Raw genomic sequence first — 23,427 nt, 5'->3', positions numbered from 1 at the left:
ATATTGAACTTTTTTGAAGAAATAAATGTTGATTTAAATAAACTATATATCACTGAAAAAGACATTAAAAAACTGCTAAAATTTAAATTTTAGTACCTTAAATTGTTAAAAATTTTGAAACTCGGGTTTCTAATATAGAACTAGTAGAAAAAAAAGGTTTAGATCAAGAACCTGATTATTTATATTTAATTAATAATTTTAGTTATTTTGAAAATTTAGTTTTTGAAAAATCAGAAAATATTTTAGAACTAGAAGCTATTTATGTAAAAAAACCGCATATTGGATAAATAAAATTAAAAAAGTTATATAATAATAAGGCAAGTTGAGTACCAAAATAAAAAAAATTAAAAAAATGCTTTGTAATTTTTAAAAAGTTGGTAGAATATATAACGGAGAAGTAGCTCAGCTTGGCAGAGCGCTACGTTTGGGTCGTAGTGGTCGCAGGTTCAAATCCTGTCTTCTTCACCATTGGGGGGGTAGCTCACCTGGCTAGAGCGCCTGCCTTGCACGCAGGAGGTAGAGGGTTCGACTCCCTTCCTCTCCACCATGGCTCTGTAGCTCAGTTGGTTAGAGCGTCCGGTTCATACCCGGAAGGTCAAGAGTTCGACTCTCTTCGGAGCCACCATATGGAAACCGAATAGGTTCCTTAACCTAAAATTAGTGGACCTATAGCTCAGTTGGTTAGAGCAACCGGCTCATAACCGGTCGGTCACTGGTTCGAGTCCAGTTGGGTCCACCATGGGCAATTACCCAAGAGGCTGAAGGGACTAGTCTTGAAAACTAGCAGGGGCTTCACCGCCCGCGGGGGTTCAAATCCCTCATTGCCCGCCATTATTGTTGATAAGGTAATAACTTGTAAACAATATCTTTTTTTTATATAGCGGAGTGGAGCAGTCGGCAGCTCGTCGGGCTCATAACCCGAAGGTCGTAGGTTCGAGTCCTACCTCCGCAACCAACGGTTCAGTGGTAAAGTGGTTTAATACGTCTCCCTGTCACGGAGAAGATCGCGGGTTCGATCCCCGTCTGGACCGCCATTGGCTCTGTAGCTCAGTAGGTAGAGCAACGGATTGAAGCTCCGTGTGTCACTGGTTCGATTCCTGTCGGAGCCACCATTTCAGAAATGGCCAAATTCACATTAGTGAATTTTTTTTTATTCAAAAAATCCCGCCTCAATCATCTGCTTTGGTGGGATTTTTAATTTTTGCAAAAAGAAAATGAGGTGCAAACCTCATTTTTAGACTATTTTTTGTTGGTCTCAAAGGTGAAGAGCTTTAATAACCATATCATCAACAGAACTGTATTTTTCAATTGTTTTCTTTAGATATTGACTATTTCCACCAGTGAAAATAACTGCAAGTTTTTCTTTGTTAATTTCTTTTAGAAATCCTTCTATTGCATACATAGAACCATTCAAAATACCACTTGAAATAGCGTTTTGAGTAGTTAAACCAAGTTCGCTTTTAGGTGCTACTAATTTAAAATCCTCAATCATTGATGCATTGTCAACTAAAGATTTTAAACTTAATTCAATTCCAGGCATTATTGTAACACCTTCAATATTTTTGTTCAATATTTTTGAAATTACAGTTGCTGTTCCTAAAGAAACTACGATTGCACTGTTGTAATTTTGAGCAACATAAAAAGCATTTAGCAGTATATCGCTCCCTACTTCTGCTGTGTTTTTGATTTTTTTTGCAGTTAGTTGTTGTTTAGTAAAGGATGCAAAATTAATGAATTGTACATTAGTTTTTTCTTTGTTTAAACAAGATAGTAATAGTGGATTTTTTTCATTATTTACAGAAGAAATAAGGGCTTTTTCAATTTTTTCTTCTTTTAAGTCTTTTTTAATTCACAGTAATATGTTTTCAATTTCTTTTTTATCAAAAGAAGTAGAAATTGTGTTAATTTTCATTTTTTTGTCTTTTATGTAACCGATTTTTAAGTTTGAGTTACCTAAATCTATATAAAGTGTCATTTTACCTTTCCCTTCACATTTTAAAAATTTCTAAAAATTCTTCTAAATCTAATTCTTGTGGTCTAACGTTTGGTTTTAGGTTTAGTTTAGAATATATTTCCTTAATTTGATCTTTAGACATAAATACTTTGAGATTGTTTTCTAATTTTTTTCTTTTCATAAAAAAACAAGCCTTGATAAATTCTAAGAAAAAATTCATGAATTCTTTGTCAATATTTTCTTTGAATTCTAAAACAACTACAGCTGAATTTACCCTTGGTTGAGGATAAAAAGATTCAGGAAGTATTTTAATAATTTTTTTTACATTTGCCAAGAACTGACAACTAACAGAAAGTTTTCCGTATTGTGGTGTATTTTTCTTTGCAATAATTCTTTCAGCAACTTCATCCTGAACCATAATCGTTAATTTTGAAAACTTTTCAATACTATCAAAAATTTTAAAAAGAATATCAGTTGTTATGTAATAAGGAAGATTTGCAACAACATCTTTTTTTCCTTCTCACTCAAATTTCGCTTCTAAAAAGTCTCCCTGAATTAACTCAAAATGAGGTGCTGAAATTTTTTTATTCAAGATAGATACCATATCTTTGTCAATCTCATAAGCTGTCACTTTTTTTGCACTTCCCAAAAGATAAGTTGTTATCGCACCTTGTCCTGGTCCGATTTCTATTATTTCTTTACCACTTGGTTTTGCCGTTTTTATAATTGTACTTATTACATTTTGGTCTATCAAAAAATTTTGACCGAATCTCTTTTTTGCTCTTATAGTTTTATTAATCATATAAATCCTTTTATTTCTATATATAAATTTTAACAAAAAAAGCGATTTATTTTGGTTAAATCGCTTTATATTGTTATTTTTTGAAAACTTTTTGGAAGTTTTGCTCAATAATTTGCTTTAATTTAGAAATTGATATTTTCTTAATTAAAGCAATTGTTTCAACTGTGTATTTCACATAATCTGAGTGATTGGTTTGTGATCTAAAAGGTTCAGGAGCTAAATAAGGAGCATCTGTTTCTGAAAAAATTCTTTCAAGCGGAATCATTTCAACAACTTTTCTCGACTCAAAATTCTTCTTGTAAGTAATAACCCCTGAAAAAGAGAAGTAAACATTTTCAAACTTCAAGAATTTGTGAGTTCATTCTCTATCTCCGCTGTAAGTGTGGAAAATAAAGGTGGTTTTTCTGTATTGTTCTTCTTTTAATAATTCATAAAACTCTGCAAGACCTTCTCTGATGTGTAAAATAACAGGGAGATTAAATTCTTGAGCAACTTGAATTTGTTCTCTTAGTGCCTTGATTTGAGTTTCTTTGGATGCATTGTCATCGTAGTGAAAATCAAGACCTATTTCACCAATTGCATAAACGTCCTCTGTAATAAAGTTTCTTAATTCTGTGTAATCTTCTTTATCGTTTACATCATTTGGATGAACTCCTAAAACTGGAAAAACATTTTTGTGTTTTTTGAATTCCTGCATTATTTCTGTATTTTCGTCTCAAGAAGTTCCAACAAAAAGCATTTTTGAAATACCATTTTTAAAATTATTTTGAATTTCCTCTGTAGGGTTTTCATAGTATCCTTTTAAAGGATGAGCGTGCAAATCAATTAAATCACTTTCTTTGTAGTCTGTTGATAAACATAAAAATGCATCATTTTCTTTTGATTCCAAAATCATTAAATCACTAAAAAAGTCGCTTTTGGAATCTGAATTATTAAGATAAAAAACAGATTCTGTATTATGTTTTTCTTTAGCTAATTGAAGAGATTTTTTAACAATAAATTCGTCTCAAGAATAACTAACAAAAGAGCTATTAATCTTAAATTCTACAAAAATTTTATTATCACTTTTTCTTTTTAAAATTGCTAAAATACAGGAAATTTCTGTATTTTCTTCGTCCAAGTCCACTAAAAAGTAAACATCCCCAAAAAATAAAAGATTATTTTTTGGATTTTCAATTTTTTTTACAAGAGCATTCAAAGTACTAAAATTACTATATTCAAATTCTTCAAATAATTCAGAACTAAAAAGATTATTTTTTCAGTTTGAATTAGAATATAAAGTTTCGAATTTTGGTTGTGTTTTTTTAAATTGTCAGTTTGCCATTTTTTCTCCTATTTAAAAATATCTATTTTATTAAGTTTGTTTTTATTTCATTGATTTGTTTCAATTTCTCATTTGAGAAATTCCTCGTTTTCAATTTTGTATTTAGAAATTAATTGAGGATTGAATTTTAAAATTATTTTGTGTGAGTGATTATTAGAAATTTTATGAATTATATAAATGCTTTTTAGTTTTCATTTTTCATGGATGAATTTTAGACCTTCCTGCAAGCAAAATGCTCCAATTCCTTTTGATCTGAAATTAGGATTAACTCAATATCCGATGTGTCCGTGTTGTTCTATTATTTTGCTTGTATCATTTTTAGGTTTTCTAACACTTACCATTGCTAATATTTCATTTATATCTTTATCTTTATCAATTAGAAATAGAAACTCGCCCATAACATCAAATTTCGTTTTACCTTCTGAATTAAGTTTCATTCACTCAAAAGCCTGATTGAAGCTATTTTTGATGTCATCAATTCCCGCAAAAGACAGAAACTGATAGTCTCAATTAGTTTTTTCGAAAATTTCTTTGTGTTGAAGTTCGAGTTTTTGAAATTTTAAGTCCATTTTAGCCTCCTAATGTTTTAAAACTTTACTAAAAGTTATATAATTTAATAATATATAGTTTAATTTTACATTAAGGAGCAAAAAATGCAATACGAAAAAAATGTGTTGTTTGGAATGGAAAATTCCCAAAATTTAGCTAAGAAAATTTCAGAAAAAATAGGAATCCCTTTAACTCCTATCAAAAAAGAAGTTTTCGCTGATGGAGAAGTTATGTTGAATTCTACAGAAACTGTAAGAAATTCAAATGTATTTATAGTAGCAAGTACTCACACTCCAGTTAATAACAATATTATGGAGTTATTAATCTTTATTGACTCTCTAAAAAGAGCAAGTGCAAAGGAAATTACTGTTATTTTATCTTACTATGGATATGCAAGACAGGACAGAAAAGCAAAAGGAAGACAACCGATTGCTGCAAAACTTGTTGCAAACCTTCTAGAAACAGCAGGAGCAACAAAAATAATCACAGTTGATTTACACAACCCTTCAATTCAAGGGTTCTTCAACATCCCTCTTGATGATCTTAGAGGTCAATTCATTTTAGCCAAAAGACTAAAACAGAAAAAACACGAATTTACTGTAGTTTCACCAGATCACGGAGGAACTGTAAGAGCAAGAATTCTTTCAGAATTATTATCTGCTTCAATTAAAATCGCAATTATTGATAAACGTAGAATCGGTACAAATCAAACAGAAGTTTTAGGTATGATTGGTACAGTAGATTCAGAACATGCAATCATTGTTGATGACATCATTGATACAGGTGGAACAATTCTAAAAGCTGCACAAACTGTAAAAGAACACGGTGCAAAAAGTGTTACAATTGTTGCAACACACGGAATTTTTTCAAAAGGATTTGAAATGTTTGAAAATAGTGAATTTGTTGATAAAGTTATTATCACAGACTCAATCGAACACGAAAATATGGAAAAATTCTCTAAATTAGAAGTTGTTTCACTTTGTGATTTCATATCAGAAGTTATAAACGCAACAATCAACAGATCTTCTGTTTCTGATATTTACAAAGGTTTTAAAGATGACCTCATTTAAAGAAAAAACAAGACAAATAGTTAATAATGAACAAGCTTTTTTAAAACTAGAAAAATATGTTGAATTGATTGAAGAAAAGAATAAACACATGAATCTAACAGGATTTAGTGGAGATAAACTTTGAGAAGAAGGAATCTTTGAATCAATTGTTTTTCTTCAAAATCAATTTCAAAAAGAAGGATTAATAAATAAAAACATAGAACTTCTTGATGTAGGCGCTGGAGCAGGATTTCCCTCTGTTCCCTATGCAATAATAAATGAAAATGTAAACTTAACAATATATGAACCGATGCAAAAAAGAGTTGACTTTCTGAATATTGTAAAAGCAGAATTAAATTTAAAAATGAATGCTTTTAAAATAAGAGCAGAAGAATCAAAAGAAAAAGAAAAATTTGATTTTGTTTGCGCAAGAGCTGTAATGGACTTAAGAAAATTAATCGAAGTCACACACTTTTTAGCTAAAAAAGGATCTGTGTTTTCTTTTTTAAAAGGTCCAAAGGTTTTTGAAGAACAAAAAGAAGCTTCTTGAATAATGTCAGAGCTGAAAATTGATCCAAAAATTGAAAAAATTAACACACAAAATGATAAAGATAATTACTCCTTCTCGTTTTCAAAAACAGACAAAACACCAGAAGTTTTTCCAAGAAAATGAGAAAAAATTCTTAAAAACATACACTAAACAGATTTTGACAAAAATCTGTTTTTTGTCAATTTTTTTGCTGATTTTTGGTGGAAAAATTTAGGAAAGAATCTAGAGGATTTCCCAAATTTTTCCTTTTCTCGTGGTTTTTTGCAAAAAATTTCTATTCTAGTGTGGAGGTCACATAATGGAAATTTACAAATACGGAAAAATAATTTTCAAAAATCACAACTACATAATTTTAGAAAGTCACAGTGCTGGCCACATTATTTATGTAGCAAATACAGAAAGATTTGAGAAAGGAGAAACAAGAAGAATTTATCTCTATCATTGAGAAAGTGAATATCAAAAAACCACATATGGTTTTGAAAACTTTTGAGAAAGAATTCTCTTTGAGGACTTGATAACAATAAACGGAATCGGTCCAAAGACTGCAATTAATTTCTTGTCTCACGGATGAGAGAAGTCAATGATTTATATTTCTGAAGGAAACTGAGAGCAAATTGCTAAATATCCTTACATCACACCTAAAATCGCAAGACAGATTGTTTTTGATTTCGAAAAGAAATACAAAAAAATGGTTGAATCAATGAAATCAAGACAGCAAAACAGCGAATCTGAGGTTGATGGCGATGAAATCGTTGAGAACTTAGCGCAAGAACTTGAAAACGCAACATCAGCTTCAAAACTTGATATGAAAATGAGTTCTGATCTTGAGGAAACACTAAGAGTTCTTGGTTTCAAGAAAAAACAAATCGATCTTGCATTGTCAGTTGTTGAGCCTAATGAAAATTTTGAATTGCTAGTTGAACAGGCGATTAAGATAATTTCAAATGCAAGAGAATTTAGAAATTAGACCAAAAAATTTTGATGAATTTATTGGTCAGGAAGAATTAATAAATACTTTAAAGGTCTTAATTAATTCTTCCAAAAAAAGAAGAAAAACACTTGATCATATATTATTTTACGGTCCGCCAGGACTGGGAAAAACAACTTTAGCAAAAATCATTTCTACAGAAACTGAAGGTCAAATTAAGTTTATTCAAGGATCTTTAATAGAGAAAAAATCAGATATTTTATCAATTTTTGCTTCATTTAAAAAGGGTGATATTATCTTTATTGATGAGATTCACTCAGTCAACAAAAATGTTGAAGAACTGCTTTATACAGCAATGGAGGAGTTTGTTTTGGACATTCAAATAGGTGTTGATGGTGAGCAAAAGATAATGAGAATGCGCCTTCCGGAATTTACAATGATTGGAGCAACAACAAAAATAGATGGACTTAGTCAACCACTAAGAGATCGTTTTGGTTTCATTGCAAAACTCAAACCATACAGCGATTTTGAAATGTCCAAAATAATCAAGAATTCATCTATCAAACTCAAACTAAAACTAGCTGATGATCTGATTTCTTACATAACCAAATTTACAAATGGTACACCCAGAATTGCAAATAACATTCTGAAAAGAGTTAGAGATTTTTCAATTTATCAAGAAACAAAAGAAATAGATCAAAAACTAGTTGATACAACTCTGAAAAATATCGGAATTTACAAAGAAGGCCTTAACAACCTTCACATAGAATATTTAAGATTACTCGGAAATATCTTTAAATCCAAATCAGTTTCGCTCGATGTAATTTGCGGAATATTAAAAGAATCAAGAGAAAATATTCAAAAAAACATAGAACCTAGCTTGCTATCAAATTCTTTGATAGAAAAAACAAGCAGAGGAAGAAAAATAACTGCTAAAGGTTATGATTATCTCAACTTCAATGTAGATTAAAAACTAACGCAAAAAGAATAAATTATAATAAAAGATTTCTAATTTTATCATAACGTGTTATAATATAATAAACAAGTGGTTCAGTGGTAAAGTGGTTTAATACGTCTCCCTGTCACGGAGAAGATCGCGGGTTCGATCCCCGTCTGGACCGCCATATATTATAGTGTAATGCCGAATAAAATTAGAATGAGTTAGAAGTTACTTGTTCTTTTTTCACTTTTGGAAAAAGGCGAAAGGAAAAATATGAATCAATTTAATCATAATGCCATTGCCAATATTTCTTTACACGAAAAGAAAAATTTAGTAAGAAACATTTTTATAGTCTCTAAAAAAATTAAATTTGCAAACATAATGAATGCAAATGAGTTCCCAAAATTTGATGAAAATGGAGAAAAAATAGAATTTGAATCAAGGCCAACCACATTTGAATTAATTATCTCTTTACTTCCAAAAAGAGATGTGTTCATTTTGGAAAAAGAATTTAGTTCAAACGACCCGCTTTGATATAGAGATTATTGCTCAAAAAGCACATATTACAAAGACTTGAATGCAGCTTTAGATCGTTTTATTCACTTCTTATATGAATAATGCACCTGTAGTTTACAAAATAAAAGATAATCAAGAAACAGAAATAGCAAATATAAAAGAAATAATCGATATCTCTAAAAGAAAACTTATACCTTCTACAAGAGATAAAGAAGACAAACAATACATCGAAATTAAAAGAAACATCAAAGATGACACATTTGTCATCAAAGTAACATACTTTTCAAAAACAGAAAAATCTGTCAGAACAGAAATTGAGATCAATAACACGCTTATTGAGCAAAAAGTTGTGCAAGATATAAAGGTTGAAGGATACAAAACGTTTTATTTTCCCTTTATTCAAAACACAAAAATCAAATTTTCTGACATCCAAAACATGAGCATTGTCAGCACAAACAACACAACTAATAACCCTTTATTAATCAGTCAACTTACTTTTAATAAAAATCCTAATAAACAAAGTGATTTTTTCGTTGAAAATGCATTGAATTTTCAAACAATGAAAATGTACAGAACAGCAAGCTTTGTTAATGATATTGAAGATCATTATCAAGACGGCCAAACTAAAATCTATTTCAATAATATCACTTTTTACAAAATGCCATTGGTTCAAGGTGAACACAATGAAGTCCTTTTTAAAGTTGTTGCAAATAACGATAAAATAGCTGAATCTGAACTTTTAGACAGAGATATAGCTATCGTTACAAAAAATGTTGAAAATCTTCCCCTAGAAAACAAAGAGAAATTGAATGTGTCTTTTTACAGACATTCTCATCCTAAAAAATATAAAGGGAAAACAGAAATTGGTGAAATTAGAATAACAGATGAAACTTACTATGACTTTGAAACTTCAACAGTCAAAAAAGGAGTAAACAATAATTCCAAGAGAGGTTTTTTAGTTCCTTTCAACTTCTCTGGACAAATCTTTGCCAAAATTAATCTTTCAATTAATAACGATTATAAAGATATTTCCCTTTCTTTTAAACATAATATCGAAAAAAGATGACTGGACAAAGATGAAGGTGTTGTTAAGTTATTAATTAATCAATATGAGGAATCTGAAATTTCAGAATCCGAGTTTCGCTTAATTGAAAACAAACAATTTAAGTATGTAATCGATTCAAATTTATCTCTAGAAGCACTGAAAAACCTTTATTTTAGCAATAAAAGAGAGGAAGATGAAGATGAAAAAGATTCTAAAAAGCCTCGCTAAAAACAAAAAGATTTTAATTATTAGTGCTTCTGGAGTTGCTGGTGTTGGAGTTGCTGGAGTTGGGACTTATTTTGCAGTCTCACAAACTAAAACTTTTGTTCAAGAACACAATGAAGAACAGCAATACCAACTTAAAGTTGAAGATGTTTTCCCTTCAATTGATCAAAAAGATTACTATCACTTAATTGAAATAGTTGACAAAAAACCTGTAATTACAGACAAAATGATTGCGTTTTTTATAAAAGATGTAATCAAAAAATTGGGTGTTTCTTATGGAAACATTAAATTTGCTCATGACAAAAAAGACGATCAAAATGCAAATGTAGAATTTATTTGAGAGTATGAAAATCAAATTTTAAGAAAAAATTATCACTTCTCCATTCGTTATGGGTTATAATTCTTGTATGAAAGATTTAGTATATAAAAAATTATCTACTTACACAAAGAAAAAATTCGACGATGAAAGTGGAGTTTTCGAAATAGGAATTGATTCTCTTGACTTTGTTGAAATAATTTCTGATTTAGAAACTGAGTTAAACATCGAAGTTTCTGATGAAGAATTAATGTCAATCAAGAAGATTTCAGATATTATATCTATTATTGAATCAAAGAAAAAATAAATGCAAGTTATCTTGCATTTATTTATTTTAAAAAATGTATAAAGTTATAATGCACATTGACATTGACTCCTTCTTTGTTTCTGCAGAAAGAAAAATCAATCCTTCTTTAAAGGGAAAAGCTGTAGCAATTGCCTCAAAAGGAGAAAATTCAATTGCAGTTTCTCTTTCTTACGAAGCTAAACAAAGAGGAGCAAAAGTCCCTTGATTAGTAAAAGAAATTAAAAAAATTATCCCAGATATAATTATAGTCAATCCCAAACACGAACTCTACTCTTCTGAATCGCAGTTTTTCTTTGATTTTTTAGCTAAATTAATCACATATAAAATTGAGCCGCTTTCTGTTGATGAGTGCTTTGTTGATGTTACAGAATTTTCAAAAAAATTCTCTACAAAGGAAAAAATGGGGGAATTCGTCAAAAAACAGATTATGGACAAGTTGCAACTTCCTGTTAGTGTTGGAATTTCGCACAACAAATTATTAGCAAAAATGGCTACAAATCAAGCAAAGCCCTTTGGCGTGAAATTCATCTCAAAAGAAATGATAGCAACTGATATTCTTCCTTTAGAAATTCATAAATATTACGGAATCGGAAAAAGAACTGCAGAATTTTTAGTTTCTCAAGACATTAAAACAGTAAATGATTTTCTACTAAAAGCCCCGAAAAACCCTGTATTAATGAAAAAAATGGGAAAAAAAATACTAGATGTTATCGATGATTTGACATCTACCGGTAACGACTTTGTAGACTATAAAGCACACGATCCAAAAAGCATTTCGCAGCAAGTCACTTTCGAAGCTAACAAAGAAATAACAGAAAGAACTGTTGCTCTTGAGTATCTTAAATCAATCTGTTTAAATTTAAGTAATAAACTCAAAAGACAACTAATGATTACAAACTATGTAGGCTTGAGCATCTTTAATTCAAATAAAGCCCCTTTAAGCAAAAAAATAAAATTACCCAAAGAAACAAATGATTTTGAAATTATTTATAAAAGCGTGCTTAAGCTTTTTGATTTCCTTTGAGAAGAACAAAAAATCAAGTCTTTACTTGTGTTTTTCCCAGAACTCAAAAAAGAAACTTATGTAACAAGAGCTATTTTTGATGAAGATAAAGACTATACAAAAGAAAAAGAATTGATCCTAAAAGTCAATGAAACTATTGGTCATCGTGCTTTAATGAGTGTGTCTGATTTTCAAAAAGAAAAACAGAAATCAAAGGTCGTAAAAAGGTTTTTCAAAAGTTAAAAACACCCTCAATGCGGTGTTTTCGTTTTATTTTGCTTTTTGTTTTTTTGGTTTTGCTTTTTCTTTGTATTTAATAATTAGAGCAATTTGGACTGAATAAATTATCATCGCAAATAACTGAACTAATAAAACATAAATTGTATCAATGTGATCAGCCATATTTCAATTTAGATTAATTGGTGTTAAGATTCAATAAACTTCTCAAATAAAGTTAACCATAAATCCTAAACCAAGCATGATAATTGAAAGATCTCTTACAGCTTTTGTTTTGATAACCTGTATTGTTTGAGGTAAAAAGGCAAAAGAAGTTGAAGATGCAGCTAAAGCTAAAATAATGTAAGTTATTGAAATATGAGCAAATTGCCATCCGTTGTAAATTGCTAAAATACATAAAACAACAACTACTAAATTAATTATTACACCTACAAAAATAAAGGGTAATAAAACTTTAGATTCGCTATATTTTAATAGAAGTGATATGGTTATTGTGCTTAAACCAAGAGAGACTAAGTTAGCAACAACAACATGCACTGCCTTACTTGCTAAAAATGCTCCATAAATTGATCAAAGAGCAACTCCAGCAAAGAAAATGTAGAAACTCAACATGTTAACTTTTGCTGTTTTTTCTCTGTAAGTTTTAATTATTTGTGGGATAACAAATGCTACCGTTACAGCAACACCGATATATCCAAAGATCTCTATAAAAATGCCTAACATTTTTCTCCTTTGAATTTGTTTCTATAAAATTTTACCATTTATAAACAAAATTATTGTCTAAAAGCAAAAAAATAGTAAAATTTAAATATATAAAATAAGAGGTGGTTTATGCAGTATAAAAGAATATTATTAAAACTTTCTGGTGAAAGTCTTGCAAACAAAGCAAATAGTTTAGCGATTGACTATCAATTAGTTAAAAAAATAGCTAAACAATTAAAACAAGTAAAAGAAAAAGGAATTGAAATTGCTATAGTAGTTGGAGGAGGAAACTTCTGAAGAGGGGCTTCTGCTGAAAAAAACGGAATTTCAAGAACAAGAGCAGACTATATTGGAATGCTTGCAACAGTAATGAACGGACTTGCTCTTCAATCTGGATTTGAGCAAGAAGGTCTAGCAACAAGAGTTCTTTCATCAATTGACATTGATAAAAGAGTTTCAGAATATTACATTAATGAAAAAACAAATAAATATTTAGAACAAAAAGAAATAGTAATTTTTGTTGGAGGAACAGGAAGACCTTTCTTTACAACAGACACAGCAGCTACTCTTTTTGCATCAGAAATTAAAGCTGATGTTATTCTTGCTGGAAAAAACAACGTTGAGGGAGTTTATGATTCAGATCCTAAAACAAACCCAAACGCAAAAAGATTTGACACTATCACATATGATGAAATTATTGAAAAAAACTTGAAAGTTATGGATTCAACATCCTTTTCAATGGCCAGAGACAACAATATAAAATTAATAGTATTTAACATTAACGATGACGACTCAATTATTAGAGCAGTCGAAGGAAAAATAAATCACACAAAGGTAATGAATTAATTATGGAATTAGACTTATATTTAATGGAACTTGAAGATAGATCACAAAAAGTTATTGAAAATTTCGAAAAGCAGCTATCTAAAATATCTACAGGACGTGCAAATCCTCAACTTGTAGCTTACATTAAAGTAGACTACTACGGAACACCAACACCAATTGAACAAATTGCTTCAATTTCTGTTCCACAAGCTCAACAAATACTTATAAAACCTTTTGATATCTCTTCAACAAAAGATATCTATGCTACAATTGTTGCTCAAAACTTATCAGTTCAAGCTGTAAATGAAGGACACCAAATTCGTTTAACTTTCCCTCCTTTAACAACAGAAAGAAGAAGAGAAATGGTTAAAGGTCTTTCAAAAACAATTGAAGATGCTAAAGTTGGAATCAGAGTAGCAAGACAAGATATTAACAAAGATATTAAAAAAGATGAAGAGCTAACAGAAGACGAACAAAAAAGATATTTAGACCAAATTCAAGTTTATGTAGATAAAAAAATAGATTTAATTTCAAAAATTGCTGCAGAAAAAGAAAAAGATTTAATGACCATATAATGAAAACGAAGTTGTCACAAAATAAACTATTTAAGAGATCTCTAACTTTTGTAGTTCTGTTATTAATAATCGTCCCGCTTCTTTATTTAACTTATGGAGCAGGAGTGGCTGGAAGAATTTCGGGAACTGTTTTATTTTTAATTTTAGGAACATATGGAATTTTTGAAGTCCTCAATAATGTTTTTAAAACAAAATGAACGACCTTAATTTTTACAATAATTAGCTTGCTTTATTATTTCCTACCCTTCGAAAAACTCAATAATATGATTAATTCAGGGATTTCAGATTTAAAAGCCCTAGAACCAATTATTAAGATTCATATCTATGAATTTGCTGTTATTTCTTTATTTTTAATTCTTGTTTTAGTTGTTTTTCTAACTGAAAAACAAAAAAATCAAGATACATTTAAAAAGTATTTAATTGTCTTTTTAACAATTAGCTTTATTCCGATTTTTGTAAAATCTTTTTTAGTTCTTAATGTGTATTCTTTCTGATTAGCACTTACAATAGGTGCTGTAGCAGCTATTTCTGATACATCTGGCTTTATCGGGGGAATGTTACTAGGACACAGATTTTTCAAAAACAAAATGGCTCCAAAAGTTTCGCCTAAAAAGACTTGAGAAGGAGCAATTTTCTCATTTACAATTACTGCGTTATTTACATTTTTAACCTTTTACTTTACAGGATTTTGAGCAAACATCGAGATAAATTGATTATTTATTTTAATTTGTTCTATTCTTTTACCTGTTGTTTCGATTTTAGGAGACTTGCTGTTTTCAGCAATCAAAAGAACTCTTAAAATTAAAGACTTTTCTAATATTCTTCAAGAACACGGAGGAATTATGGATCGTTTCGATTCGACTTTCCTAGTTGTTTTAACACTAACAGGTTTAATTTCAATTTTTATTTAAATTAGGAGAAATATATGGAAAACAAAAAAACCACAAAAAAACCAAAAAAAGCACCTACTTATCTTTTTGCACTTGATTTAGATGGAACAATTCTTTCTAATTCATCTACAGGAGAAATACACCCAGAAACATTTGAAGCATTAAGAATGGCAATCGAACAAGGACACAAAATCTGTATTATTACAGGACGTCCATGAAGAAGTACAAAGCCAATTTATGAAAAATTAGGTTTAAACACAGTTGTAGGAAACTACAATGGTGCGCACATTCACAACCCAAGTGATGAATTCTTTATTCCACAAATTCACTACTTAAACCTAAATGAAATGCTTTATATTTTAGGTGATAAAAAAGTTAAAAAAGAAATGTCAAACTTAGCTATTGAAGGACCTGGTTGAGTTCAATTACAAAAAAGAGATGAAGCTCTTGAAAAAGTTTTCGGATTCTCAGATTCTCTAAAATTCACTGTAGGAATCAATCTTAACAAGCTGCCTCTTAAACCTACAGGAATCGTTTTTGATGTTAAAGAAACTACAGATGTTTATGAGCTAAAAACATATCTTGAAAGAAAATACGGAGATCTCGGAGAGTTTTCTTCTTGATCAAAAGGAGAAGGACTTACACCTGTTTTTGACATCACTTCAGTTGGGGTAAACAAAGCAAAAGCAGTTTCTCTTTTAATGAGATACTACGGAATTGACATTGATAATACAATCAGTATTGGAGATGGATATAACGATGTTCCAATGTTCAATGTAACAAATATTGCTGTTGCAATGGGAAACAGTGATGCAAGAGTTAAAAAACTAGCAACTGTAGCTCTTAAGAAGACAAACAAAGAAGGCGGAGTTGGATACTACATCAAAAAATTCCTAAAAGATCCTCAAAAAGAAATTATGAAGTCTAAAAAAGTAAGACACTCAAGAAACAACAAAGAAGCGGAAATTACCTAGTGAAAATTTTATTAGGATGTGATGAAACTGGAGTTGGCGACTATTTTAGCCCAGTTATTGCTACTGCACTTTTCATTCCTGAAAACAAAAAACAACTAATTTTAGAAAACAACTTAATCAGAGACTCAAAACGTTTAAGTGATGATCAAATTAGAAAAGTTGCACCTTTTATAAAGGAAAATACTGTATTTAAGACAACAATTCTGTCTCAAAAAAATTACAACAAACTAATTCAAGACTTAAACGCAAACGAACTTAAGATGCTGATTCATTTAATGAACATTAATTATTTAGAAAAAAATCACGCTGTTTCAGAAGTGATTATAGATCAGTTTTCAACCACAAATTCAATTCAAAAATATATTCAAAAACTTTTAAGTTCAAAGCTTCCACTCTCTAAAATCAATTCAAAATTAATTTTAGAAACAAAAGCTGAAGATAAATATTTAGAAGTTGCTTGTGCATCGATCATTGCTCGTGCAGAACTGTTGGATTACATGCAAAAACAAAGAGAAGAATGAAATTTTGTTTTCCCTCTTGGAGTTAACAATATGGTTAAGCAGGCAGCAAAAGAATTTATTAAGCAACATGGATACGAAAATTTAGTGCATGTAGCCAAAGTTCACTTCAAAACCACAAAAGAAATAATAGACAACATTTAAAAATTAACCTGTTTGGGTTAATTTTTATTTGCTTCTGTTTGACCAAGAGAAAAGAAAGAATTTTTATTATGATTATCAATTATATTTTGAAACTCTTCTTCAGTTAACACAAAGCTTTTTGTTGTTATAGTTATTGTGTAGTCGTTTTGTGTTTTAGGGTCGCTTTGTTTGAATTTTGTCTGGTATATATTGTAAGTTTTTTGGTCATAAGTTGGGATGGTAGAATGTCTTTTTTCATAAATAAATTGAAAATTTTTTAGATCTAAATTAAGCTGATTAATTCAATATTTTTTGTCCTTAGAATTGTCATTCCGCTCTAAATCACTTATCGCTATTTCAAAGAGATTAATTAATAGATAATCATTGTTAGTATCTATAATCCCCTTTTTAATTCAAAACACTTCATAAGGAATATAATCTTCTAAATAAAGGGAATTTTCTGTATTTTCGCTATAGTAAGAAAGATTTTTATTGTTCGTTTCTCTTTGTAATAAACCTTTTAAAGATTCAATAAAAGGCTTTTTGTTGTTTGATTTTTCTTTGTTATAATCGTATTCATCAATTGAACCCGATTCATTAATAGAACTTAAATTAAATGAGTAATAATCAGATATTAAAAACGCCTCTTTAAAACTTAAATCAAAAAGATTATCTCTTTTTAATGTTGATTTCAGAAGATAAATTGCTTTATAGTTTTTCTCTTCATCAGAACAACTAACAACAACTTGTGAAAATAATGGAATAATTGCAAAGGAAATGATTAATTTAAGAAATTGGGTCTTCTTCAAAAAAGAGAACATAAGCGTCTTCCACTTCTGATTTTTCAGATGCTTTATTATTTGTATAAATGAAGAATTTTTTCTCAACAGGAAGAATAAAATTAGAATATGGCCCTTCTTCAGATAAATTGGAACTTGTATAATTCGGGAAGTAGAAACCCCCTTCAAAATCTGAACGATGAATTAAATTATATATAACAGAAGTTTTTTCTTTGCTTTTATATTTAAAAGTTAAAAAGAACGGATTTATATATTTCAAAATTTCTTCTTCAGTTATCGTTCTAAGTTCTTTATGTAATTTGTGTAATTTTGAAAAAGTGCCAAATAAAAATCTTATCCTTTTATTTGAATAATTAAGAATATTATTAGATTCATAAACCCCATTTTTAAAATCTTTGATATTTATTTTTTTAACAGAATAAATTAATCTTTTAAGTTTACTTCAATTAATAATTCCGTGTGCAAAATTTGATTTATCTAAAACATTATTTGAATTTCCTGAGCCAGCAACTGCAAGCTTAAGCTGAGGAATGTCGAATTCTTTATTTTCTTTAGTTTCTAATAGCAGTACCATTGCCAATACTATAGGTGTTGAAAAACTTGTACCAGTAAACATATTTTCATTATCATCATCAATTTTTGAAACACTATCTCTTCAATTTGTGTTTAACAAAATATTTTTTTCACTAAATGAATCAGGAGCCAATATTAAAGGAGAGTTTGGAAAGTATTCATTTCCACCGTCTGAAAAATCTTCTAATTTTCCGCTGTCAAAATTACTTGCTCCTACAATAAAGGTGTTTTTTGATGAAGTGAAATAGTTGTTGCTACTTGCGATTTTTTTCTGATAATCTTTAACTTCTTTTTCTCTTCTTTCCAAATAAGCAATAATTTCTTCTAGACTTCTGTTTACGATTTCATTGCTATTTTTTTTATAAATGTATTTTTTAAATTCTTCAAGTCATTTCTCAAATTTTTCATATAGTTTAAAATAATTTCCAGATGAAATGAAAAATTTCATTTTATATTTTTCAGCATATTCGTCAAGCAAGGAAGAACCAGAATAATATAGTTTTGAATAAAATTTTTGGTTTTCAAAAACAGTTATGACAGATTCGTTTGCATGAACTAATTTTAATTTTCACTCAAGAGAATCTTCAGGAGAACTTGTTATTAAATTGTGTATATTTTCAATAGCGCTTATGAGAACAGAAGACATTGAAAATGAATAACTTATATTTATGTGTTTAACACCGTTTTCTTTAAAATAAATTAATATCTCTTCAATTCTTTTTTCGAAATCTGAATTCAATCTTGGCATTTTTGCAGAAAAAATTTCTCCCTTTTTAAATAATCCTGAATCCCCAACAAGAAGAGAAGCAATCTGCGTTGCATGTTTATTTACATTTCAAGATTCTTGAAAATTTTTATTATATAATTCAGGATAATATGCATCTTCCTTAAAATAATGAACAAAATTCGAATTTCTTCTACTTTTATTCTCTAATAACGAATAGTTGCTACTTAAATCTATTTCTTTTAAAGTGTTACCTCCAAATTTTAAAATATTTGAATCTACAAATCCTCCGTCAATTATGCCGATTTTAACTTTTGATTTGGAAGCTATTTGCAACTCTTCATTTGTAAATCCTAATTTATCATATAACTTTTTAAAAATAGAATCATACTCTTGTATTTGTCTACTGAAAACATTTTCATTCTCATTTATGTTTTTCATGGAAACAATATTAAAAGCAATAGGCACTATAGGTAAGCCTAATAACAAAATTTTTTTCTTCATAATTTCACCTTTATAAAATTTTTATTTTTGCAATAAAACTATCATTTATTAAATTTTTTGGAATTTTTTCTACAAAAGAAAACATTTTGATTTTTAGCTCTCTTGAGTTGTTTTCTATAAACAAACTTTCTGTTGAAAAATTAAGTTTGTTTTCACCTTTAACTATCGGAATTCTGTAATTAACATCCAAAATAAAGGCATTATTTTCAAAACCTTTATAATCAACGCTAAAATCAAGCCTTTCCATACCTAAACGCATAACATCGAAGAAGTAAAAATTTAATAGAACATGTTGATGCTTTTCATCGCTAAATGCATTATTGTTTAAAAATTTAATTTCTGCTCCAATTAAATTTTTTGTATTTTCTCTATTTCACACATTTACAATGGCGTTATTTACTTTTTCGGTATTTTTATTTAAAAATAGGGAATTAAAACTTTGAGATTTAGTTAGTTCAAACTCCATTTTATTTTTTAGATTTACAAATTCTATTCTTGTTTTATCTTTTTGAATATATACACCATCGTCTCAAAACAAGAGACTATTTCTCTTGGTTTTGTCTTTGATGTATAAGGTATCTCTAATTTGTGGTTGAAGTGCATGCGAACAAGAAAAAAGACTCGCTGAACCAATAAATAAAGAAAAAACAAGACTTAAAATAGTTTTCTTAATTCTACACCTCCTTATATTCAAATTATCTAACTTTTTAAATAAATAAAAAAGTAAAAAAACAAAAAGATAAAAAATACAGAAGAAAAATACAAAAAAATCAACTTTTAATTTTTTTAACTTTTTTTTGATACACTCGGCAGAGTTGTTGTATAATATTTTAAGCTTAATATTTAAGTTAAGTTGAATAACATTTTATAAAAAAGAAAGAAAGGACACAAAAATGCCTACAATAGCACAATTAGTAAGCACAGGACGTGAAAATAAAGTTAGAAAAACTAAAGCTCCTGCTCTTATCGTTGGTTACAACTCTTTACACAAAAAAGAAACAAAACTACCTTCACCATTTAAACGTGGAGTATGTACAAGGGTTGCAACAATGACACCTAAAAAACCTAACTCTGCTTTAAGAAAATATGCAAGGGTTAAATTATCAAACGGAATGGAAGTTACAGCTTACATCCCAGGAGAAGGACACAACCTACAAGAACACTCAGTAGTATTAATCCGTGGAGGAAAAGTTAAAGACTTACCTGGGGTTAGATACCACATCGTTAGAGGAACACAAGATACAGCTGGTGTAAACAAAAGAAACCAAGCAAGATCAAAATACGGGGCTAAAAAACCTAAAAAATAACATTAATTAATTTACAAATACAGGAGGAATTATGTCAAGAAGAAAACAAGCACCTATCCGTGATGTTCTAGCTGATCCAATTTTTAACTCTAAATTAGTTACAAAATTAGTTAATGCTATTATGTTAGACGGAAAAAAATCAACAGCTCAAACAATTTTATATTCAGCTTTTGATATCGTTAAAGAAAAAACAGGAAAAGAACCATTAGAAGTTTTCCAACAAGCAATCAACAACATTACACCTCAACTTGAAATTAGATCAAGAAGAGTCGGAGGAACAAACTACCAAGTTCCAATGGAAGTTTCTGCAAGAAGAAAACAAACATTATCATTAAGATGATTAATTAACTACTCAAGACTTAGAGCAGAAAAAACAATGGACTTAAGACTTGCAAACGAAATCATCGATGCATCAAACAACACAGGTGGAGCTATTAAGAAAAAAGAGGATACACATAAAATGGCTGAAGCAAATAAAGCATTCGCTCATTTTAGATGATAATCTGATATGTCTAGAAAATACGAATTAAAAGACTACCGTAATATCGGAATTATGGCTCACATCGATGCAGGTAAAACAACAACAACAGAAAGAATTTTATTCCACACAGGAAAAATCCACAAAATTGGTGAAACACACGATGGTGGTTCACAAATGGACTGAATGGAACAAGAAAAAGAAAGAGGTATTACAATTACTTCTGCTGCTACAACAGCATTCTGAAAAGGAAAAAGAATTAACATCATCGATACTCCAGGACACGTTGACTTTACAGTTGAAGTAGAACGTTCACTTAGAGTACTTGATGGAGCTGTAGCAGTTCTTGATGCTCAATCAGGAGTTGAACCTCAAACAGAAACAGTTTGAAGACAAGCAACAAACTACAAAGTTCCAAGAATCGTTTATGTTAACAAAATGGATAAAGCAGGAGCTGACTTTGAAGCTTCAATCCGTTCAGTTAAAGAAAGACTTGGAGGAAATGCAGTTGCTATCCAATTAAACATCGGAGCAGAAAACGACTACAGAGGACTAATCGATTTAGTTGAAATGACTGCTTTTGAATATGATGGCGGAAAAGAAGAAGAAGCAAAACAAATCGAAATTCCAGCTGAATTATTAGAAAAAGCTAAAGAAATGAGAGCTAAATTAGTTGAAGAAGTTGCTAACTTCGATGAAGAAATCATGATGATGGCTCTTGAAGGAGAAGAAGTTTCTGCAGATAGATTAAGAGAAGCAATCAGAAAAGCTACTCTAACTTCTGAATTCTTCCCAGTAGTTTGTGGTACATCATTTAAAAACAAAGGGGTTAAGAAAATGATTGACGCTATCGTTGATTATTTACCTTCTCCAATTGATGTTCCAGCTATTAAAGGATACATCGGTGAAGAAGTTGTTGAAGTTCCTGCTTCAGATGATTTTGATTTTTCAGCTTTAGCTTTCAAAATCATGAACGACCCATTCGTTGGTACATTAACATTCTTTAGAACATACTCAGGAGTTCTACAAAAAGGATCATATGTATACAACTCAACAAAAGACAAAAAAGAAAGAGTTGGACGTATTCTAGAAATGCACGCTAACTCAAGAGAAGAAATCGAAGAAGTTAGAGCTGGAGATATTGCTGCAGCTGTTGGACTTAAAGATACAGTTACAGGAGATACTTTAATTTCAGAAAAAGCAAAACACTTTGTTCTAGAAAAAATGGTATTCCCAGAACCAGTTATTTCTCAAGCTCTTGAACCAGCTTCAAAAGCAGCTACAGAAAAACTTTCAATCGGTCTACAAAAACTAGCAAACGAAGACCCAACATTCAGAACATGAACAGACGAAGAAACAGGGCAAACAATTATTGCTGGTATGGGTGAGCTACACCTAGACATCATTGTTGACCGTCTAAAAAGAGAATTTGGTGTTGAAGCTACAGTTGGAGCACCTCAAGTTTCATACCGTGAAACAATTACTAAAGCAGCTGAAGTTGAAGGAAAACACATCAAACAATCTGGAGGTAAAGGACAATACGGACACGTATGAATTAAGTTTGAACCAAACCCAGATGGTGGATTTGAATTCGTTGACAAAATCGTTGGTGGAAAAATTCCTAAAGAATACATTAAATCAATTCAAAAAGGACTTGAAGACAAAATGGCTTCAGGGATTCTAGCTGGATACCCAATGATTAACATTAAAGCTACTTTATTTGATGGTTCATACCACGACGTCGATTCATCTGAAATGGCTTATAAAATAGCAGCTTCTAAAGCTCTTACAAAAGCTAAAGATGCTATTGGAACAGTTCTTCTAGAACCAATTATGGACGTTTCAGTTGTTGTTCCTGCTGATTATTCAGGGGATGTTATGGGAGATCTTTCAAGAAGAAGAGGACAAGTTAAAGAACAAGAAACAAGAAGTGATGGAGCAAACATCATTAGAGCAGATGTTCCTTTATCAGAAATGTTTGGTTATTCAACACAACTTAGATCTATGACTTCAGGACGTGGAACATACCAAATGCAATTTGACCACTACGAAGTTACTCCAAAACAAATTGCTGACGTTATTATCAAAAAACGTGCAATTAAAGCAGATGAAGAATAATAATATTTCATCCTAAAAAACACAAAAGCAAGCATTTTCTGCTTGTTTTTTTTTTTTTTGAACTTTTGAAATAACTAACTTTTATCAAAACTATAGCACCTTTGGTAAATTATCTTTTTTAGCTTTTTTCTTAAGACTTAACGACGATTTTATATAATAAAAATATAGTAAATTAAGTAATAAAGGAGAAATTATGAAATCAACAAAAGCTAAATTACACAAACTATTATTAGGACTATCTTCAAGCGTTCTATTAATTCCTACAGTTGCACTAAGTTGCCAACCTTCAACACAAAAAGAAAAGACAACACCACCTGCAGAGTCTCAAACCAATCCTCCAAAAGATGCGCCATCAAAACCTGGTGATGATAAAGGCGAAAATCCTCCAAGCGATCAAACACAAACACCACCAACTCCGCCAACTACAGGAGATACTTCAGTACAACCTGTGTTTCCCAGTTTAGGCAAGAAACAAGAAATATCACTTTTTTACAAAAGTTGATATTTTTTTATAACAGCACTTTAGATAATATCTCCATAAATTCTTTATACAATAATTCTTCTTCAAGGT

Annotated in this window: 26 protein-coding genes and 9 tRNA genes; 27 read left to right on the top strand and 8 right to left on the bottom strand. The window is 29.9% G+C overall.

Going from position 1 to position 23,427, the window contains the following annotated elements; translation table 4 throughout:
- Positions 1-391: 391 nt before the first annotated feature.
- The 8 genes from JV122_RS03860 (at position 392) to JV122_RS03825 (ending at position 1,112) form a co-directional block, all read left to right on the top strand.
- A tRNA-Pro gene (locus JV122_RS03860) sits at positions 392-468 on the top strand.
- Between the two features lie 2 nt (positions 469-470).
- Positions 471-547 (top strand) — tRNA-Ala (locus JV122_RS03855).
- Position 548: 1 nt separating this feature from the next.
- Positions 549-625: transfer RNA gene (locus JV122_RS03850), tRNA-Met, on the top strand.
- Between the two features lie 37 nt (positions 626-662).
- A tRNA-Ile gene (locus tag JV122_RS03845) sits at positions 663-739 on the top strand.
- A 1-nt stretch (position 740) separates the two neighbouring features.
- Positions 741-831, top strand: a tRNA-Ser gene (locus JV122_RS03840).
- Positions 832-879: 48 nt separating this feature from the next.
- A tRNA-Met gene (locus JV122_RS03835) sits at positions 880-955 on the top strand.
- 2 nt (positions 956-957) lie between these two features.
- Positions 958-1,034 (top strand) — tRNA-Asp (locus tag JV122_RS03830).
- A 2-nt stretch (positions 1,035-1,036) separates the two neighbouring features.
- Positions 1,037-1,112, top strand: a tRNA-Phe gene (locus JV122_RS03825).
- Positions 1,113-1,234: 122 nt separating this feature from the next.
- On the opposite strand, the gene JV122_RS03820 is transcribed toward JV122_RS03825, so the two are convergent.
- The 4 genes from JV122_RS03820 to JV122_RS03805 all read right to left on the bottom strand — a co-directional run bounded on the left by JV122_RS03820 (position 1,235) and on the right by JV122_RS03805 (position 4,649).
- The gene (locus JV122_RS03820; RefSeq protein ID WP_205843198.1) at positions 1,235-1,975 is read right to left on the bottom strand and encodes a type III pantothenate kinase; all 741 of its coding nucleotides are present in this window, start codon (positions 1,973-1,975) and stop codon (positions 1,235-1,237) included.
- A gap of 1 nt (position 1,976) precedes the next feature.
- The gene (gene rsmA / locus JV122_RS03815) at positions 1,977-2,756 is read right to left on the bottom strand and encodes a 16S rRNA (adenine(1518)-N(6)/adenine(1519)-N(6))-dimethyltransferase RsmA (RefSeq protein ID WP_205843197.1); all 780 of its coding nucleotides are present in this window, start codon (positions 2,754-2,756) and stop codon (positions 1,977-1,979) included.
- Positions 2,757-2,829: 73 nt separating this feature from the next.
- Positions 2,830-4,080 carry a TatD family hydrolase gene (locus JV122_RS03810; protein WP_205843196.1) on the bottom strand — a complete coding sequence of 417 codons (1,251 nt, stop codon included), beginning with the start codon at positions 4,078-4,080 and terminating at the stop codon, positions 2,830-2,832.
- An 8-nt stretch (positions 4,081-4,088) separates the two neighbouring features.
- Positions 4,089-4,649, bottom strand: a complete 561-nt coding sequence (locus JV122_RS03805) for a GNAT family N-acetyltransferase (protein ID WP_205843195.1) — start codon at positions 4,647-4,649, stop codon at positions 4,089-4,091.
- Between the two features lie 84 nt (positions 4,650-4,733).
- On the opposite strand from JV122_RS03805, the gene JV122_RS03800 reads away from it, so the two are divergent.
- From JV122_RS03800 to JV122_RS03755, 10 genes are all read left to right on the top strand, one after another.
- Positions 4,734-5,699, top strand: a complete 966-nt coding sequence (locus tag JV122_RS03800; RefSeq protein ID WP_205843194.1) for a ribose-phosphate pyrophosphokinase — start codon at positions 4,734-4,736, stop codon at positions 5,697-5,699.
- Complete coding sequence (gene rsmG / locus JV122_RS03795; protein ID WP_205843193.1) at positions 5,686-6,378, top strand: 16S rRNA (guanine(527)-N(7))-methyltransferase RsmG; 693 nt, start codon at positions 5,686-5,688, stop codon at positions 6,376-6,378. The genes JV122_RS03800 and rsmG overlap by 14 nt, the downstream gene beginning before the upstream one ends.
- Before the next feature lie 148 nt (positions 6,379-6,526).
- Complete coding sequence (gene ruvA / locus JV122_RS03790; RefSeq protein ID WP_205843192.1) at positions 6,527-7,195, top strand: Holliday junction branch migration protein RuvA; 669 nt, start codon at positions 6,527-6,529, stop codon at positions 7,193-7,195.
- Positions 7,173-8,126, top strand: coding sequence for a Holliday junction branch migration DNA helicase RuvB (gene ruvB / locus JV122_RS03785; protein ID WP_205843191.1), 954 nt, complete (start codon positions 7,173-7,175; stop codon positions 8,124-8,126). The genes ruvA and ruvB overlap by 23 nt, the downstream gene beginning before the upstream one ends.
- Positions 8,127-8,203: 77 nt before the next feature.
- Positions 8,204-8,280: transfer RNA gene (locus JV122_RS03780), tRNA-Asp, on the top strand.
- A gap of 89 nt (positions 8,281-8,369) precedes the next feature.
- Positions 8,370-8,714, top strand: a complete 345-nt coding sequence (locus tag JV122_RS03775; RefSeq protein ID WP_205843190.1) for an MG284/MPN403 family protein — start codon at positions 8,370-8,372, stop codon at positions 8,712-8,714.
- A complete protein-coding gene (locus JV122_RS03770; RefSeq protein WP_205843189.1) occupies positions 8,707-9,885 on the top strand; it encodes an MHO_1580 family protein in 1,179 nt (392 codons plus the stop codon). The genes JV122_RS03775 and JV122_RS03770 overlap by 8 nt, the downstream gene beginning before the upstream one ends.
- Positions 9,857-10,282 (top strand): MHO_1590 family protein, encoded by a 426-nt coding sequence (locus JV122_RS03765; protein ID WP_205843188.1) that lies wholly within the window; start codon positions 9,857-9,859, stop codon positions 10,280-10,282. Before JV122_RS03770 ends, JV122_RS03765 begins: the two co-directional genes overlap by 29 nt.
- 7 nt (positions 10,283-10,289) lie before the next feature.
- Entirely contained in the window at positions 10,290-10,505 is a 216-nt protein-coding gene (locus JV122_RS03760; protein ID WP_205843187.1) for an acyl carrier protein, read from the top strand.
- A 49-nt stretch (positions 10,506-10,554) separates the two neighbouring features.
- Complete coding sequence (locus JV122_RS03755) at positions 10,555-11,751, top strand: Y-family DNA polymerase (protein ID WP_205843186.1); 1,197 nt, start codon at positions 10,555-10,557, stop codon at positions 11,749-11,751.
- Between the two features lie 27 nt (positions 11,752-11,778).
- On the opposite strand, the gene JV122_RS03750 is transcribed toward JV122_RS03755, so the two are convergent.
- The gene (locus JV122_RS03750) at positions 11,779-12,468 is read right to left on the bottom strand and encodes a PQ-loop domain-containing transporter (RefSeq protein ID WP_205843185.1); all 690 of its coding nucleotides are present in this window, start codon (positions 12,466-12,468) and stop codon (positions 11,779-11,781) included.
- Positions 12,469-12,576: 108 nt separating this feature from the next.
- Between JV122_RS03750 and pyrH the strand changes: the two genes are divergently transcribed.
- Genes pyrH through JV122_RS03725 form a run of 5 tightly spaced genes read left to right on the top strand, consistent with a single transcriptional unit; the run spans position 12,577 to position 16,373 of the window.
- Positions 12,577-13,293: a UMP kinase gene (gene pyrH / locus JV122_RS03745; RefSeq protein ID WP_205843184.1), complete on the top strand. Its 717-nt coding sequence runs from the start codon at positions 12,577-12,579 to the stop codon at positions 13,291-13,293.
- A 2-nt stretch (positions 13,294-13,295) separates the two neighbouring features.
- On the top strand, positions 13,296-13,847 hold the full coding sequence (gene frr / locus JV122_RS03740) for a ribosome recycling factor (protein WP_205843183.1): 552 nt from the start codon (positions 13,296-13,298) through the stop codon (positions 13,845-13,847).
- Positions 13,847-14,758, top strand: a complete 912-nt coding sequence (locus JV122_RS03735; protein ID WP_205843182.1) for a phosphatidate cytidylyltransferase — start codon at positions 13,847-13,849, stop codon at positions 14,756-14,758. The genes frr and JV122_RS03735 overlap by 1 nt, the downstream gene beginning before the upstream one ends.
- Before the next feature lie 14 nt (positions 14,759-14,772).
- The gene (locus tag JV122_RS03730) at positions 14,773-15,711 is read left to right on the top strand and encodes a Cof-type HAD-IIB family hydrolase (RefSeq protein WP_205843181.1); all 939 of its coding nucleotides are present in this window, start codon (positions 14,773-14,775) and stop codon (positions 15,709-15,711) included.
- Positions 15,711-16,373: a ribonuclease HIII gene (locus tag JV122_RS03725; protein WP_205843180.1), complete on the top strand. Its 663-nt coding sequence runs from the start codon at positions 15,711-15,713 to the stop codon at positions 16,371-16,373. Before JV122_RS03730 ends, JV122_RS03725 begins: the two co-directional genes overlap by 1 nt.
- Positions 16,374-16,390: 17 nt before the next feature.
- Here the strand turns inward: JV122_RS03725 and JV122_RS03720 are convergent, their stop codons facing one another.
- From JV122_RS03720 to JV122_RS03710, 3 genes are read right to left on the bottom strand one after another with little or no spacing between them, the layout of a single operon-like run.
- Complete coding sequence (locus JV122_RS03720) at positions 16,391-17,161, bottom strand: hypothetical protein (protein WP_205843179.1); 771 nt, start codon at positions 17,159-17,161, stop codon at positions 16,391-16,393.
- Positions 17,139-18,953, bottom strand: coding sequence for a S8/S53 family peptidase (locus tag JV122_RS03715; RefSeq protein WP_205843178.1), 1,815 nt, complete (start codon positions 18,951-18,953; stop codon positions 17,139-17,141). Before JV122_RS03715 ends, JV122_RS03720 begins: the two co-directional genes overlap by 23 nt.
- Positions 18,954-18,963: 10 nt before the next feature.
- Complete coding sequence (locus JV122_RS03710; protein WP_205843177.1) at positions 18,964-19,647, bottom strand: hypothetical protein; 684 nt, start codon at positions 19,645-19,647, stop codon at positions 18,964-18,966.
- Between the two features lie 199 nt (positions 19,648-19,846).
- Between JV122_RS03710 and rpsL the strand changes: the two genes are divergently transcribed.
- From rpsL to JV122_RS03690, 4 genes are all read left to right on the top strand, one after another.
- Positions 19,847-20,260, top strand: coding sequence for a 30S ribosomal protein S12 (rpsL, locus tag JV122_RS03705; protein ID WP_205843176.1), 414 nt, complete (start codon positions 19,847-19,849; stop codon positions 20,258-20,260).
- A gap of 31 nt (positions 20,261-20,291) precedes the next feature.
- Positions 20,292-20,762 carry a 30S ribosomal protein S7 gene (gene rpsG, locus JV122_RS03700; RefSeq protein ID WP_205843175.1) on the top strand — a complete coding sequence of 157 codons (471 nt, stop codon included), beginning with the start codon at positions 20,292-20,294 and terminating at the stop codon, positions 20,760-20,762.
- Positions 20,763-20,768: 6 nt separating this feature from the next.
- Positions 20,769-22,856: an elongation factor G gene (gene fusA / locus JV122_RS03695; RefSeq protein ID WP_205843174.1), complete on the top strand. Its 2,088-nt coding sequence runs from the start codon at positions 20,769-20,771 to the stop codon at positions 22,854-22,856.
- A 193-nt stretch (positions 22,857-23,049) separates the two neighbouring features.
- A complete protein-coding gene (locus JV122_RS03690; RefSeq protein WP_205843173.1) occupies positions 23,050-23,382 on the top strand; it encodes a hypothetical protein in 333 nt (110 codons plus the stop codon).
- The last annotated feature ends 45 nt before the right edge of the window (positions 23,383-23,427 follow it).

This window comes from Mycoplasma procyoni (assembly GCF_017052595.1).
Lineage (GTDB): Bacteria > Bacillota_I > Bacilli_A > Mycoplasmatales > Metamycoplasmataceae > Mesomycoplasma_A > Mesomycoplasma_A procyoni.
Note: the sequence above shows the minus strand (reverse complement) of the source record. Positions and strands in the feature narration are given on the sequence as shown.